A 15,607-nucleotide genomic window follows, 5' to 3' on the forward strand; every position below is an offset into this window, starting at 1 on the left:
ATGCGTGGATTGAAAGGCAGTGGGGTGATTTTCTTAAGCGATGAAACAAGTCGCATCCTTCGTGGATGCGTGGATTGAAAGTCTCCCCATGCACGAATAGTGTAATAGAATCGGTCTTGTCGCATCCCCCGTGGATGCGTGGATTGAAAGGCAAAACGCCATGGCCTGTCTATCGCCAATTGTTGTCGCATCCTTTGTGGATGCGTAGTTTGAAAGCCACCATGCTTTCTAGATCCTCAACGCTTGGCTTGTCGTATCCTACGTGGATTCATGAAAGTAGTTTGAGTTTTGTTAGCGGATCGAGCATGTTTACCCGTAGGTATAGTTCCCAGAGTAGGTACTCAGCTTGAGTGTACGGCTTTGCATGAGAAACTAGTTGTGAAAGAAACAGAAATAAATAACCCGATTTTAGTAATGGAGGAGAAGTGTCTAGAAGAGTTGAATATAATATTGATCAGTTTAAAATAAATGATCTAAGACCGATAAACATTAAGTGCGAACCCCAAGCAAACATAAAATCCCTGGGGGATTCGCACAAAAAAATCTTGATTTTTATCCAAAAATGTGATTAATAAGCAATTATAAAATCTCCAGTATTTTAATTTTAGTAAGAAAGTACCGACTTTTGAATATTTTTGTTCAAAATCGGAGTCACATCCTACACGGATGTGTGGATTGAAAGGTGCGACTTGCTCCGATACTTGTCCAACAATTTCCGTCACATCCTACACGGATGTGTGGATTGAAAGATAAGTTGCCCAGTAATTCAATGCGATTACGATTCGTCACATCCTACACGGATGTGTGGATTGAAAGGACATACACAATTGGCAAATCCGTTACGACTGGTCACATCCTACACGGATGTGTGGATTGAAAGTTTATACGATACACGCCATTAATCTTCGTTTTGAGTCACATCCTACACGGATGTGTGGATTGAAAGCCCCCTATCCAAAAGCGGCCGCCAAGATTTATCAAGTCACATCCTACACGGATGTGTGGATTGAAAGTTTAGGAGGTGATGATTTGAATTTGTTGCCATTAGTCACATCCTACACGGATGTGTGGATTGAAAGTTTTCTTCTACCACGGTCTTTCCCTCCTTTTTTCGTCACATCCTACACGGATGTGTGGATTGAAAGTCGCCTTTGCTCATGTCTTACTCACCCCCTTTCCCGTCACATCCTACACGGATGTGTGGATTGAAAGTCTCAGAGAGAAAATAGTAAAAGGAGACACGTGAGTCACATCCTACACGGATGTGTGGATTGAAAGCTCTAAGTCTGGATGTAAGTAAATAAACTTTTCGTCACATCCTACACGGATGTATGATTGAAAGTAACTTGATATTATGGATAAAATTACCCTAATTGCATCTTTTATAAATAAAACAAGACTTCCTCCACAGGTATAGAATGCGGAAGAAGTCTTGTTCAATTTTGATATAGAAGTTTCATCCTTATTGGGTTAAGGGAGCACGGTTGTTCAACGGTTGCCGAGTTGTTCTTCGATTTCTGCTATGATTGTCCGTCCGCCTTGATCATACCAATCCTTCACGAAATCATCGAAGGAATCGACGGGGATTTCACCAAGAACGATTTTGTAGAAGGTTTCGTTTTCGAATTTGAATAAGGTATCCCATTTCTGCTCCATAGTTGGTGTCATGGATGTAAATTGATTGTAGACCTCTCTATCCATTTGCTGCGTGACAATTTCGCCACCATATAGATAGGCGTGGGGAGCGGCCCAATCGCTAACATTCATCTCTGATCGTTGCTCTCTTCTCAGCCATCTGTTGTAATGTCCCATCATTTCGGGGGATAACGAATATGGCGAGGCTTTCCCCTCAAGCACTTGAACTAGCTCCTTATACTTGCGGGAGACGGCATCGGCATAATCGATGGTTAAATAAAGGGGAGAGAGTGTAATAATCATCGCCGGATCCAATTTATTATACTCTTCATCCGGCAGACGGGAGTCTGATAAAAGCTGGTTCGCATAGACAATCACTGCTTCGGGGTGGGCGAACCCTTTGCGCACGACCAGGTAATATGAACTGACTGGCATTCTCTCTGTGTTATAATGGCCATCGGCATCTGCAATTAAATAAGGCCGCCAATCGGCTGCCGGATCCTCTTTCACTGCTTCGACAATGTTCCAGGGAGCGAACCACGGACCGAAGAACATGCCGCTTCGGCCTGCAACTAACAGATCAAGCGGTTCCGTCCGGTAGGGAAAATCAGGGTCAATTAAGCCGGATGCATACATACTACGAATTGTACTAAGCGCATGCTTCGTCTCGGGTTGGGTGGAGCCATAGACGATCCGCCCGTTGTCATCCTGCATCCACAAACCCGGATAAGCATTATGTGCGGCAAAAATCCCCGTAAAATTAAATATGCCAGCTAAAGCGTAGAGATTTGTTTTGTTTCCGGATAATCCGACCGTATCCTTTAGACCATTGCCGTCGGGATCATCTTCTACGAATGCTTTTGCAATCGCTATGACGTCCTCCATGGTTTGAGGTGGTGCCAGATTGAGTCGGTTCAGCCAATCTTGCCGCACCCACAGCATGCTAATGGAATCAGCATGAATCGAAATATTGGGAAGCGCCATTAACCTGCCATTGATCGTCGCATTTTCCAGCACGCCTTCCCCGGAAGAAGAGTAGATCTCTTTCAAAAGAGTTGAAGCATATTTGTTATAAACATTGCTTAAATCTTCGATTTGATCGTACTCAGCCAACTGCCTGAACATCGGTTCGTCAACGATCATGGCATCCGGCAGTACATTGCTTTCGACAGCTAAATGGAGCTTCTGCGTGTAATTATCGTCGGAAGCGTACCAATCCACCTTAAATTTAATATTTGTCTTCTTATAGTAGTATTCGGTAAATGAATTGTTCTCGATCGTTTCGCCTTCCCGCAGCATCAGACCGGGCGGAACATTTTTAACGATCGACATCTCTACAGGATACGGAAGTCGGAATGGATTCACGGGCGAATCCTGGGTGGTATCGGATGCACCTTCGTCTACTGGGTCCGCCGCAAGGTCGGCAATTTCCCCATGGTAGCATCCCGTCAGAATCATCCCGGAGAACAAAGGCAAGAGCAGTATAAAGAACATTACTCTTGCGGTTACAAGCCTTCGCTTCGCGCTATCGCCGTTACCGCTCTTTTTCATCGCCAATCCTCCTCGACTAGTTCAATGCAGAGATTCTACCTATAATTTGCGAAACTCACTTGGCAGCATCCCGGCCCAGTTGCGAAACACTTTGGAGAAATACTTTTCATTTGGATAGCCGGATTCCATCGCCACCCAATGAATTGGCTTATTGGTCTGCCGCAACAATTTCTCCGAATGCTTCATCCGCACTTCTCTCGTATAATCATTAAAAGTTTGGCCTGTAATATCACGAAAACAGCGGCTGAAATAGCTTCGGCTCATTCCCACTCGTTTAGCTATGTCAGGCAAAGTGATATCGGATTGGAATTCGTCTTGAATGATCGCCTGTGCTTTAACAATGCAATGTATCATCTCGGGTGCATAGGGGATTTCGGCGATTCGACTTCCTACCGCAGTTCTGAACCGTTCAATCCAGGCTAACCAATCCTCCCAGGTTTTCATTCGGTCCACATCGGGTGAGGAGTATGAATTTGGCGTCAGCAATGTCCACTTCTCGCATCCTTTCGTCAATTCGTCTTGCAGCCGGGCGGGAGAAGGCTTAAGCAGCAATGTTTCATCAATTAACGTCGCCCATTCTTCAGCATCGATTGTCCAATTTCCCTCTGCCCATCGACTGAGCAGAGCTTCTGCTCGTTTCTGTTCATCGGAAGCCTGTAACGAGATTTCGAGGCTCGGTAACTGTCCATAGAATGATTGCTGAACGTCCTCTTTTCCCTTACGTTCGCGAATTCTCCGCAGCACTTCATCCATCTTCTCATCTTCTAATTCTATCTTCGTGATATAATCGATCGCTCCCAGCCGAAGCGCTTCTTGAATATAATCGAATTTATCGTGGAAGGTAAGCACGACCATATGGATATGAGAGTAGAGTCGCCGGACTTCTCGCATTAATTCAAGCCCGGACATGACGGGCATATGCAGGTCGGTAATTAACAGATCGACGGGATGACCTGCCATAAATTCTAGCGCTTTCTTCGCACTCTCCGCTTCTCCCACCACTTCCATCCCATGAAGCTTCCACGGCATCATTGCAATAAAGCCTTTACGCACCAAATAATCATCGTCCACAACAAGCACCTTGGTCATTCGCTTCGTTCCTCCTCGCTGGCAATAGGCAGGGTTAATGCAATGCATGTTCCCTTGCCGACTTGGCTGCGAATGTCGAGATTTGCCCGTTCGCCGTATTTGAACTTCATAATCCGATGGACATACCGCAGACCGATGCCCATTCCCACCTGCTTACTATTCTCGCCTTCTAACAATTTCAGAATCTGTTCCTCTGTCATCCCGCTTCCGTTGTCACACACTTTCAATACGATATATGTATCTCCTTGTTTGGAAATATTCACTTCAATTCTCCCGTCCTCCTCATTCAGACCGTGGTATAGTGAATTTTCGACCAACGGTTGTAGAATAAATCGCGGAATAGGCAGATCCAGTGCGTCGGGCTCAGCATACATTTGCACATTAAATTGAAAATTGTAGCGAATCCCTTGCAGTGTCACATAGTTTCTCAGTGCATCCATTTCTTCCTTAATCGTTGAAACCTCTTTTTTACCAAGATTATAATAGAGCACCTTCGTTAACGTCGAGACGAGCCGATCGATATCTTGCTGCCCGTTGGCACGCGCCAGCCAGCGAACCGTGTCCAGGGAATTGTACAGAAAATGAGGGTTGATCTGATGCATGAGCTTCTCCACTTCAAGCTGCGATTTTCTCTGCTCATTAGCGGTCACTTCTGTAATCAATTCGCTGATTCGTTGACTCATACCTCGAAATTCTTCATGTAATCGCTCGAATTCGATCGTAGTAGCGCTTGATTTCAAGGGGCGGGCACGAGCATATTCGTGATTGTCTTTGAAATGCCGGATGTCTCTGCTGAGCAGCATCAGTGGTCGGTAGACGCTTCGCCAGATAAGCCAAGCCAGTAAAAGACCTAGCGCGATAGACAGAATGGCAAACAGAATATACTGTTGCACCCATTGATGAATTTCATGATTGTAAGTCGACTTGGAAATGACAGCTACCACTTTCCAGCCTTGGTTACTCTGTTCCTCGAAGAAATAATTGTCCCTGCCCGTCGTATCCTTCATTTCTTGCTCAAAAAGCGAACCAACCGGGAATTCGGCGGTTTGCTGGCTATAAGCAATTCGATTCTGGTTGTCGATTAGGAGAGTCGAGAAATTCCTTTCGTGTGTATTTAAAATTTCGTCTAGCAGCTTGGGGTCCGTTTCAATATATAAAAATAAATCATCCCTTTCAGGTAGTCGTACCTGTCTTGAGATAGATAACACGTCGTTATTATCTAGCGTACTAACCGATGGATGCGGATTAAAGTAAGTGATTGTTTTGAATTTCATCATCACTGAGAGGTGATCTATATTAAAATCGTCGCGCACACTAAAGGTTTCGAATAATTTCATATCCGTCGTATCCGTTGACTGGAAGAAATAGAACATCAGGCCGATCGAAGGATTCGTAAAGTGCACCAGATTGATCTGGTTCGATATCTCTTCGTGCAGCGCCCGTTTCTCGTAATGACTTGAAAAATTGATATATCGTTCAATGTTTTTACCCACTCTGCCGTCAAAGGTCAACTGCTGTGAAACATGGTTTAACTGATTCAGTGTATTTTCTATGGATGTACGTATTTGCTGTAAGTTGTTAATCACACCTGTTTCCGCTTTATTTTTCAAGATGGAGTACATGGAATAGTAGGAGATCGGACCGATGAATGCGAGCGGAATGATCGTAGAGAGTAATAATAGAAGCGTTAGTCTATGTTTTAAAGAACGGAGTCCGGCTAATCCCATAAGCCTGTGTCCTGTTCGCATGCTGCACACCGCCTCATGTCCGTTTAAGTTCGTATTCTATTATATCACGCTATATAAGGATGAATTGACGGCATGAAGTGAACTAACGTCTCATTCAGGTGCATTTTTGTCTAAATTATTGTGACGCATTCGTCCATTGTAGATCATTGTCCCCTGCAGCAAAGACCGCTTATGCCCTTTGAGCGAAGCTTCTCTGTATATAATGAAAGCGCTTGAAAATATATGAGAAAGTTAGACAAGTTGAAGGAGGTAACAAAAATGAAAAAACAGTGGTTCGCGGGGCTGTTGGTACTGATCATGCTTTTGTTGCAAGCGTGTTCAGACGGGAGCGGCTCGGGTGATTCTCCTGCAGCAGCAGATAAGGGGGGCGAGGGGGACAAAGTCACCATTACTTATGCAATGTGGGATAAAAACATGCAGCCCGCTTATGAGGAAATTATTCGGAAATTCCAAGATGCCAATCCGAATATTGAAGTCAAGTTGGAGCTTACGCCTTGGGAACAATATTGGGTGAAAATGGAGGCGGCAGCTACGGGCAGCGCTCTGCCCGATGTGTTCTGGATGAACGGTCCCAACTTTATGAAGTACGCGCTGAACGAGATGATTGCTCCAATTGGAAATCGGGTAGCTGCGGATGGGATTGATTTGAATAATTACCCGAAAGCGTTAATTGACCTGTATACCTACAACGGACAGCCTTATGCATTGCCAGGATATTACGATACTGTAGCGCTTTACTATAATAAGAAAATATTCGACGATGCTGGCTTGCCTTATCCCGACGATACTTGGGATTGGGCCAAGCATAAGGAGGTAGCCGCTTCATTGACGGATCCTTCTAAGGGGATTTACGGTTTCAGCGCGGAATTGTGGAACCAGGGCGCTTTCTATAATACGATCTTTCAAGCAGGCGGATATGTAATATCTCAAGACAAGAAATCGTCCGGATATGATAAACCTGAAGCGATCGCCGGACTTAAATTTTTGACCAATATGATCCAGGAGGGAATTTCCCCTACCTTTGCTCAGCTAAGTGAGACGCCGGGGCATACGCTGTTCGAATCGGGTAAAAGCGCTTTGTATTTCGGAGGCTCCTGGTATCAAGGGGCTCTGATGAAAGCGGAGGCGCTGAAAGGTAATATCGGCGTTACTCTGCTGCCGAAAGGGGAGAAGCGCGCTACGGTTATGCATGGCGTGGGCTATGCTTTATCCGCAAAAACCAAGCATCCTGAAGAGGCCTGGAAATTCGTCAACTATTTGGGCTCCAGAGAAGCAGCAGAAATTCTAGGAGCTACGGGTACAACGATTCCAGCGTTTAAAGGCACGGAGGGCGCTTGGGTGGAGTCCAATCCCGAGTTGAACTTGCAAGTGTTCATAGATTCTACGGAGTACGGTGTGCCGTTCCCAGTATCCAAGCTGACTTCCCAATGGCAGGAGAAAGAGACTGAAATATTGGGAAGAGCTTGGGAAGGATCGATGAGTATTGAAGATGCGGCTAAGCAGTTGGCCGAGGAGATGAACAAAATTCTATCGATAGAATAATAATTGGCAAGGGCTCGCTGTCGGCTCTGTATCGATACGGGGCCGATTACTATCTTATTTCGAAGGAGAGGTTAAGGAATGAACGCCGAGCATGCAAGCAGGAAGAGCACCGGTATAAGCGGCAATTCCCCCCGACCTCACAGGGGCTTAAGTACGTTCAAACGTCAAGATTATACGTGGGCTTACCTGATGATCGCACCGACAGTGATCGGTTTGCTGATTTTTTATGTGTGGCCTGTTTTTCAAACGATTTTTTTCAGTTTTACGGAGTGGGGCGATTTTGGAAAATATCACTGGTCTGGTGTCGACAATTACAAGAATATGATTCAGGACAGGGAAGTTCTCATGGCATTCCGCAATACGTTTGTCTATACCCTGTTGGTCGTGCCTGTATCGATTGCGTTATCGACGATCATTGCGGTGATGCTTAATCAGAAAATCAAGGGGCAGTCGGTTTACCGCACGCTTTATTTTTTGCCTGTTGTAACGATGCCAGCGGCCATCGGTATGGTCTGGAAATGGTTATACAATACCGAGTATGGTCTAATTAATTATTTGCTCAGTTTGTTGTCTATCAATAAAATAGCGTTCGTTACTGACGCGAATATAGCGCTCTATTCGATTATTGTTGTCGCAATCTGGAGCTCTCTTGGTACTAATATTGTCATTTTACTTTCTGGTCTTCAGGGGATATCCAGCTCATATTACGAGGCAGCGGAGATGGACGGAGCCGGCCCATTGGTGCGCTTTTTCTATATTACACTGCCGTTGTTGACGCCTACGTTGTTTTTTGTGACGATCATGGGATTGATCGCCGCATTTCAAGTGTTCGATTTACTATTCATAATAGTGCAAAATGCAAGCCCTTCCGTGCTGGAGAGCACCCAGAGCGTCGTGTATCTATTCTATAAGTATGCATTTGTGACGAATAATAAGGGTTATGCTGCCGCCATCGCTGTGACGATGTTCGTTGTCATTTTAATAATTACCTCGGTGCAAATGAAATTACAGAAAAAATGGGTTCACTATTAACAAGGAGGGGGAAAGGGAATGTTCGGACGAAACCGTATGCTTGGTCGGCTTGCCATTCACACCGTTCTATGTTTCGGAGCGCTACTAATGGTAGGACCTTTCATCTGGATGCTGCTTACATCGGTCAAGACGTTTAGCGAAGCGGCTCAAGTGCCCCCTGTCATCTTTCCGTCCCGGGTCATATGGGAAAATTACACGGAAGTTTTACGGGTGCTGCCCTTTGATAAATACTACTTCAATACCGCGATCACTACGATCTCGCGAACCTTGGGGCAGGTAGTTTTATGTTCCATGGCTGCTTACGCCTTTGCGAGAATTGAATTTCCGGGAAGAAACTTGATCTTTATGCTTTGTTTATCGGTGTTGATGGTTCCCGGTCAAATTTTCATTATTCCGCAATTTCTTATTATGAAGGATTTGGGCTGGCTGAACTCGCTTCAAGCTTTGATCGTTCCGGGTATCTTTAGCGCATTCGGTACGTTTCTGCTCAGGCAATTCTTCATGACTCTGCCCAAGGATGTGGAGGAAGCTGCGAAATTGGACGGCTGCAATCACTTCCACACTTATTGGCGCATCATGCTGCCGATGGTGAAGCCAGCACTTATTGCTTTAATAATTTTCACTGCGTTGGCTTCCTGGAACGAATTGCTGTGGCCGCTGATCGTGAACACTTCGCCGGACAAGATGACATTGGCTGCCGGGATTGCGTCGTTGAAAGGACAATACACCACCGATTATCCAACGATGATGGCAGGTACTTTAATGGCGACATTGCCGATGATTGTGATGTTCATTGTGCTGCAGAGGTACTTTATCGAAGGGATTGCCTTGACTGGGTCCAAAGGTTGATTCTAAATGAACCAGAGTGTGCCTTTAACCAAGGTTTCATCCATATTTCGGCCTGTTCTAGTAAATTCCTGCGATAATGCAAGCTGTTTCCATGGATAGACCCGATTCCAGAGCTGCGTAGGTTTGTTGGGGCGAGTGTCTATGTGCATAGTGAGGCGACTTCGTATGTGTTCGTCCGTAATTTTACGGTGCGGTTGACGGAGGCGCGTATTGCTGGGGAGAGGCCGTATCGGCCTTTTTTTTACGCGAGTATGTTCATTTTTTACTACATATCACAGATCACTTCCCTCTTTCAACAAGAGTGGTATAATAGGACGGCATAGCTTTTTTTTCGAGGAATAGGGTAATTGGACAGAATAATGCCAAAGAAGTGATGATGCGATGAGCAGTAATACAATGGCTAATTTGAAGCGAAAATCGATATTTTTACTAAATAAATATTTCACCGGGGATTCCCTGGATTATAAACAAATTATAGCTATCATTATTCCGATCCTGGTTGACCAGGCTTTTATTATTTTGATGAGCTTATTGAATACTGCTATGGTCAGTTCGTCTGGGGTTGCAGCGGTCAGCGCCGTCAGCATGGTTGATTCGCTGAATATCTTCCTCATTAACGTGTTCGTGGCTGTAGCTACCGGCGGTACGGTGATCGTGGCGCAATATAAGGGGAGCGGGAATGACCAGATGGTCTCCAAATCCGCGGCTCAGGCGATTTCTGCGGTAGCGATTATATCTCTGTTTTTGAGCGCGCTTGTCATTATATTTCATATGCCGACCTTGAATCTGTTGTTCGGACGAGCGGAAGCTGATGTGCTTCAGAATGCGAAGATCTACCTCATCGGCAGCTGTCTTTCTTATCCGTTCATTGCGATATTTCAAGCGGTGAACGGCGCGCTTCGCGGTGTGGCTGAGACCAAGGCTTGTCTGGGACTGTCGCTGATTATGAACGTCACCTTCCTGATCCTGAACGTACTGTTTATAACAGTATTGGATATGGGAGTTATGGGACTGATTGTATCGATGCTGACGGCCCGGATCTTAGGTATGGTCGCTTCGCTGATCTATCTGTTGAAGTATAACCAGACCCTACGTTTTAAAATTAAAAATGCCCTGCGGCTCAACTTTTCCATCCTGAAGAAGATTATGTTCATCGGGATTCCGTTCGCTGCTGAGCAGATGTTCTTCAATGGTGGCAAGCTGTTGACGCAAACCTTCATCGTGCAATTGGGGACGCTGGCGATAACTGTGAACGCGATTGGCGGTTCCATCTCCTTGCTGTTCCAAATCGGCGCTAATGCGCTAAGCATCGCTATTGTAACGGTAGTGGGCCAATGTATTGGGCGGAGAGATATTGCGGATGCCAGAAAATATGTCAAATCATTTCTCGGACTATCTACGGTATTTTTCATCATTAGCGATCTCATTCTACTGCCGCTGTTCCCGTTGATCGTCAGACTGTTCTCGCCACCTGCGGAGATCATACCGACGATCTTCCAGTTAACGCTGCTGATTGCGATCGCACAGCCTTTGTTCTGGTCGTTCAGCTTTATTACGCCATCGGCGCTGCGGGCTGCCGGAGATTCCAATTTCACCTCGATCTCCTCGCTGCTCTCCATGTGGCTGCTTCGTGTTGTATTGGGGTATTTTCTCGGAATCACCCTCGGATTTGGCATTATGGGCGTATGGATCGCTATGGTTACTGAATGGGTGGTTCGGGGCTCAGTATTTATGTGGAGGTTCAAGGGCGAGAAGTGGTACAGTCGCAAGTTGATTTGATTGGAACACTCGGCAAGGGTTCAGGTCATTCGGAATATTAAATTTGATCATTGTTAGCGAAATCGCTGATGCTCGGATTAAGAGCATCGGCGATTTTTTTGCTTTCTGAGGGTTGAAGCTCCAGCCACTGGAGGTTGTATGCTTGGTTCGAGTAAGCAGCACGAACAGTATACAAGGAGGTTTTAGGTTTATGAGATCTATTGAAATGTTATCAACGATCTTCAATGTTTTATTGCTCGGTTGGATCCTATTTGCGAGAAACAAGACACAGCGAGGACTGCTCATTGGATTTGGTGTTTCTGCTATTCTCGTACTGGCGCATGTGATCGTCGAAGGGATGCGTTGGCAGATGATTCCGGTCTATGCTTTGACTTTGCTCCCCATTCTGGTGTTGGCCTGCAGACGGTTATTCAAGCCACTGAAAGAGAAGGATGGCACTAAGAAAAGATCCTGTATTCGCTGGATATCCACGATAGTTCTGGGCACTCTGTATTCAGCTATCGCCATCGCGCTACCATTCCTGTTGCCGGTCTTTACTTTCGAGCAGCCAACAGGTCCGTACAAGGTTGGTACGGTTACTTATGATTGGAAGGATGAACAACGGGAAGAGACCTTTACATCAGATCCTGATGATAAACGTGAGTTGATGGTACAGATCTGGTACCCTGCCGATGCGCAAACGAAGGGCCGTACAGCCCCTTACATTTCAGACGCGGATGTTTTTGCCGAGGGATACAGTACAATTTTGAATTTGCCGAAGGTTTTGTTCACAACGTTCGGCTATGTGAAGACATATGCCATCCAGTCTGCTGAGTTGTCTCAGGTGGAATCGACCTATCCTGTACTTCTGTTCTCCCATGGATTTAGTGGGCACAAGAATCAGAACACCTTCCAGGTCGAGCAGCTAGCCAGTCATGGTTATATCGTGGTCGGGATCGACCACACCTATAGCAGCACGGCATCTGTCTTTGCGGATGGGCGAGTGGCTCCTTATGTGCAGCAGGATTCGAACTCAGCCTCGTATCTGGATCAAGCTAATGCCGGATGGGTGGAAGATGCGAAGTTTGTGCTCGATCAAGTAGAGAGATTGGCGACCAATGATCCTGATAACCGTTTTACAGGACGGATGGATCTGCAGAATGTGGGGATGTTCGGTCATTCCTTTGGTGGAGCGACGAGCATGCAGATGCTCATGGAGGATGAGAGGATCAAAGCGGCTATGAATCTAGATGGTGTCTTGTATGGCAAGCAGCGGATTCCGGCCGGAGGGTTGGAGAAGCCGTTCCTCATGATGAGTGCGGATGGATCATTGAATAGTGTGCAGCTGATACAAGAACTCGAACTCAGACAGATGATGGAAGGACTGCTTGCGCGGTATGAACATGTAGCCGAAGGCGGCAACTACTGGATGAAGCTCAATCATATGACGCATATGGGTTTCACGGATTTATATCTGCTCTCACCGCTATATGAGCAGATGGATGGTGTGGATGTACGACACGCTCACCGCTTTATTAACGCGTACTCCCTGGATTTTTTCAATCATTATTTGAAGCACCAGCCACTTCAGCTATTAGAGCAGAACATCGGCGAACATCCGGATTTCACGCTGCAAAAAGACTAAAGTCACATTAAACATTGGAATCGTTGAGGGCGCTTGGCCCTCGATGATCCGCGATGATTCGCATGGAGCGATTATTTTTGCCGAAGCCGCCATTGGATGCCTTGATATAAAAGAAGGTTCCCTTTATACAGCTGGTGGTACTGTGGGCTGATGATGGCACATAATGTGTTGCACCGTTCCAGATGCTTGGTTTGGGTGCTCTCAAAATATTCGACAAAGTACCGAAAGAAGTCTTCATCAGGATCTAACGGATCGGAATTTGCATACAGTACGGCCATATCTTCCACAATGGACTGAACCTCCTTGCTCCCCGCAGCGCATTTATTCTTCCATGCATGATTCAATCGCTCCTGAATATGCTTCAGCTTATTTCCCCAGGTGGCAGCATTATAGCGGGGCTGTTGTACAATTCGTGCGAAGAGCAGCTCGACCCGCTTGAGATCTGCTATAAATTGAGGATCGTTGAGGAGCTCCTGCAGTTCCTGCCAGGCGGCTGCCTGCTTGGCCGAAGTCTTGGGGTGATCGACGACGAACTTGTTAAAATAATATAAAAGAGGGTCCCTCCACTCGCTGAGGACGCCCTCGAATAAATGGGCCTCTTCCACTTTGGCCGTGATGAACTGTCTGCGCTTCTCAGCATTAACCTTACGCGCGTTCACCAAATCATGGATGTATCGCAGTGAATCGTCCCCATGTGCCTCTGCTTGACGCAAGATGGCTATCATATTGGCAATCGTGTTCGCCTGTGTCTCTAAGGACTCGATCTGCCAGGCCAGTGCTTTCTCGACAGTTAACTCGCCTGCCATCAACTGATAAATTTCATCAATGCCAAAATCCAAATAACGTAAGGTGGTAACGAGTTCTAACCGCCATATATCATCTGCCGAATACAGTCGATGCCCGCCTTCCGTATAGTCGGTAGGTTTGAGCAGCCCAATCTCGTCGTAGTAGCGAATCGTTTTGACGGTGGACCTGGTCATTTTAGCGACTTCACCGATAGGATACTTCTTGTCCAAATGATGACACCCCCTGTTTGCATTATACGACCTGCGCCCCATAACGGAGATGAGGCTATTCTGCTATGATATAATAAATATACCTATATAAGGAAGCCTTCTATAGAGAGATAGGGAGAGGATCGGATGAGGAGAAAAATTTCGCTGCTGTTTAATCTGGTGTTTTTTATTCCAGCCGTCATTTTAAGTATCATGGTGTGGAAGGATTATTCGGGCCAGCTTGAGGATCAGATTACTCGGGAGCTTTCAGCCGAACGGGAACTGTTCTTTCTGGACCACGGCAATAAAGCGTTGGGGATTACACAAGCTGATGACAGCGGACTGAAGGGTGAACTTTACGACGTTAAAACAGAGAGGCTTATTAAAGAGATCCCTCTCTATTCCAATATACATAGCCAGGTTGTGGCAGCATATCAAAATGGCCGCTTGCTTCTGGTCACGAATAACGCCGAAGATCGGCTGATGATGAATATGATCGATTCCGCAGGCACCGTACAGGAACTGGCACAAGGGCAACTGAATTTATCCGGATTCGTGGATAGCAATGTGTATTCATGGCGGGGCCGGGTCATCGTCTTCGGAACGGATAATAAAATGCCCTATATCGCCGAGGTGCAGCAGGGGAAACTGCACAAGGTTGATCTGAACGATAAGGAGTTGCTACCTTCCAGGCCCATATCTATTTATCCGGTTCGTGAGAGCTTGGAGAGTGGTGCGGCTCTGCCCATGTTCCAGCTGTCACTGCATGATGGACGGACAGCCTATATCAGTGGAGTGCTGAACGATCAGGGTCTACCGTTGACCTATGTCCAAAAGAGTGAAGATGGCCCTTTCGATGTGGAAAAACGCGCAGCGCATCAATTTGCGGAACAGTATGGACGGGATCAGAAGGAACTGCTTAAGGTGGACATTGAATACCCCCAACAAGCCCGGTATTATGATGCGGCAGCAGAGAAATGGGGCGCTGTACTGCCCACGCCAATGCCAGTATATCAGGCGAAGCTGTATCTGCTGAACGAGGAGGAGACCCTGATTGTCGGCTCCAATACGAAGGACGAGGCTGAGGGGCATGTGCTCGGATATCTGTACAACGAGAAGACGAAACAGTTCACGGATGTAGCGGCGATCGTGTCTCTACTTTCTTATGATCAGTTGGACGATCCCGATTTGTATTTCTATAAGGATGCCGGGGAGGATGTGCTGTATTACTCCAATTCGGCCGCTCCTGCTGCATGGATGAATGTGCGCGAAGGGGGATTTGGACTTCTCTATCCCGAGAAGGTTACACAATGGCAGCTTAACCGGGCAGAATATCAGAAATCCTTCCAGACCTTCATGGCTTATTTCAAGCAAGGAAATGAGACGGTGGTTAATTGGGTAATCTGGATCATTATTCCCCTCCTCATGTTTGGGGTAGCTGTTACGTTGCCGCTGATCTTGAACAGGATTTATCAGCAGAAGCTCAAACGGGGGGTTACGACCACAGGCACAATTATCCAAATGTCCGAGACAGGGACCTATATTAATAATCAGCCGTTAGTACGGTTTAGGGTACGTTTTCAGGATGAGGGACTGACGAAAGAGGTAGAGATCAAGAAAGTCCTCTCTCATTTGGATCAGGTACAGGTTGGGGATTTGGTGACGATCAGCTATGATCGCAGCAAGAACAAAGCTCTATTCCTTAGCTGGTCAGATGATATACCGTCTGATACAGGGCGGAACTGAACCGGGAGCCAGGTACG

Annotated in this window: 10 protein-coding genes and 2 CRISPR repeat arrays (1 of these 12 only partly in view); of the genes, 6 read left to right on the top strand and 4 right to left on the bottom strand. The window is 46.3% G+C overall.

All coding sequences use genetic code 11. The features are described from left to right. Positions 1–217: a CRISPR direct-repeat array (repeat unit 32 nt; unit sequence GTCGCATCCTTCGTGGATGCGTGGATTGAAAG) (it extends 2,023 nt beyond the left edge of the window). A 433-nt stretch (positions 218–650) separates the two neighbouring features. Further along, positions 651–1,278: direct repeats of the CRISPR family, unit length 32 nt. 210 nt (positions 1,279–1,488) lie between these two features. From BFJ94_RS24030 to BFJ94_RS24040, 3 genes are read right to left on the bottom strand one after another with little or no spacing between them, the layout of a single operon-like run. Further along, positions 1,489–3,186: an extracellular solute-binding protein gene (locus tag BFJ94_RS24030; protein ID WP_120464872.1), complete on the bottom strand. Its 1,698-nt coding sequence runs from the start codon at positions 3,184–3,186 to the stop codon at positions 1,489–1,491. Between the two features lie 39 nt (positions 3,187–3,225). Then, the gene (locus BFJ94_RS24035) at positions 3,226–4,275 is read right to left on the bottom strand and encodes a response regulator transcription factor (protein WP_120464873.1); all 1,050 of its coding nucleotides are present in this window, start codon (positions 4,273–4,275) and stop codon (positions 3,226–3,228) included. Next, positions 4,272–6,023 (bottom strand): sensor histidine kinase, encoded by a 1,752-nt coding sequence (locus BFJ94_RS24040; protein WP_120464874.1) that lies wholly within the window; start codon positions 6,021–6,023, stop codon positions 4,272–4,274. The genes BFJ94_RS24035 and BFJ94_RS24040 overlap by 4 nt, the downstream gene beginning before the upstream one ends. A gap of 258 nt (positions 6,024–6,281) precedes the next feature. Here BFJ94_RS24040 and BFJ94_RS24045 point away from each other — a divergent pair, with 258 nt between their 5' ends. The 5 genes from BFJ94_RS24045 to BFJ94_RS24070 all read left to right on the top strand — a co-directional run bounded on the left by BFJ94_RS24045 (position 6,282) and on the right by BFJ94_RS24070 (position 12,849). Next, entirely contained in the window at positions 6,282–7,565 is a 1,284-nt protein-coding gene (locus BFJ94_RS24045; protein ID WP_120464875.1) for an ABC transporter substrate-binding protein, read from the top strand. Between the two features lie 78 nt (positions 7,566–7,643). Next, positions 7,644–8,597, top strand: a complete 954-nt coding sequence (locus BFJ94_RS24050; RefSeq protein ID WP_120464876.1) for a carbohydrate ABC transporter permease — start codon at positions 7,644–7,646, stop codon at positions 8,595–8,597. 18 nt (positions 8,598–8,615) lie between these two features. After that, on the top strand, positions 8,616–9,446 hold the full coding sequence (locus BFJ94_RS24055) for a carbohydrate ABC transporter permease (protein ID WP_229716881.1): 831 nt from the start codon (positions 8,616–8,618) through the stop codon (positions 9,444–9,446). Between the two features lie 381 nt (positions 9,447–9,827). Further along, a complete protein-coding gene (locus tag BFJ94_RS24065) occupies positions 9,828–11,225 on the top strand; it encodes an MATE family efflux transporter (RefSeq protein WP_120464878.1) in 1,398 nt (465 codons plus the stop codon). A gap of 190 nt (positions 11,226–11,415) precedes the next feature. Then, positions 11,416–12,849 (top strand): alpha/beta hydrolase family protein, encoded by a 1,434-nt coding sequence (locus tag BFJ94_RS24070; protein ID WP_120464879.1) that lies wholly within the window; start codon positions 11,416–11,418, stop codon positions 12,847–12,849. Positions 12,850–12,920: 71 nt separating this feature from the next. Here the strand turns inward: BFJ94_RS24070 and BFJ94_RS24075 are convergent, their stop codons facing one another. After that, entirely contained in the window at positions 12,921–13,865 is a 945-nt protein-coding gene (locus BFJ94_RS24075) for a MerR family transcriptional regulator (RefSeq protein ID WP_229716882.1), read from the bottom strand. 126 nt (positions 13,866–13,991) lie between these two features. Here BFJ94_RS24075 and BFJ94_RS24080 point away from each other — a divergent pair, with 126 nt between their 5' ends. Next, positions 13,992–15,590 (top strand): hypothetical protein, encoded by a 1,599-nt coding sequence (locus BFJ94_RS24080; protein WP_120464881.1) that lies wholly within the window; start codon positions 13,992–13,994, stop codon positions 15,588–15,590. Positions 15,591–15,607: the final 17 nt, after the last annotated feature.

The organism is Paenibacillus aceti (assembly GCF_003614185.1).
Taxonomy (GTDB): Bacteria; Bacillota; Bacilli; order Paenibacillales; family Paenibacillaceae; genus Fontibacillus; species Fontibacillus aceti.

Bases quoted from the DNA above. Each gene is read 5' to 3' on its own strand.
- BFJ94_RS24035 (WP_120464873.1), bottom strand. From the start codon at position 4,275: ATGACCAAGGTGCTTGTTGTGGACGATGATTATTTGGTGCGTAAAGGC.
- BFJ94_RS24045 (WP_120464875.1), top strand. From the start codon at position 6,282: ATGAAAAAACAGTGGTTCGCGGGGCTGTTGGTACTGATCATGCTTTTG.
- BFJ94_RS24055 (WP_229716881.1), top strand. From the start codon at position 8,616: ATGTTCGGACGAAACCGTATGCTTGGTCGGCTTGCCATTCACACCGTT.
- BFJ94_RS24070 (WP_120464879.1), top strand. From the start codon at position 11,416: ATGAGATCTATTGAAATGTTATCAACGATCTTCAATGTTTTATTGCTC.
- BFJ94_RS24040 (WP_120464874.1), bottom strand. From the start codon at position 6,023: ATGCGAACAGGACACAGGCTTATGGGATTAGCCGGACTCCGTTCTTTA.
- BFJ94_RS24065 (WP_120464878.1), top strand. From the start codon at position 9,828: ATGAGCAGTAATACAATGGCTAATTTGAAGCGAAAATCGATATTTTTA.
- BFJ94_RS24030 (WP_120464872.1), bottom strand. From the start codon at position 3,186: ATGAAAAAGAGCGGTAACGGCGATAGCGCGAAGCGAAGGCTTGTAACC.
- BFJ94_RS24050 (WP_120464876.1), top strand. From the start codon at position 7,644: ATGAACGCCGAGCATGCAAGCAGGAAGAGCACCGGTATAAGCGGCAAT.
- BFJ94_RS24080 (WP_120464881.1), top strand. From the start codon at position 13,992: ATGAGGAGAAAAATTTCGCTGCTGTTTAATCTGGTGTTTTTTATTCCA.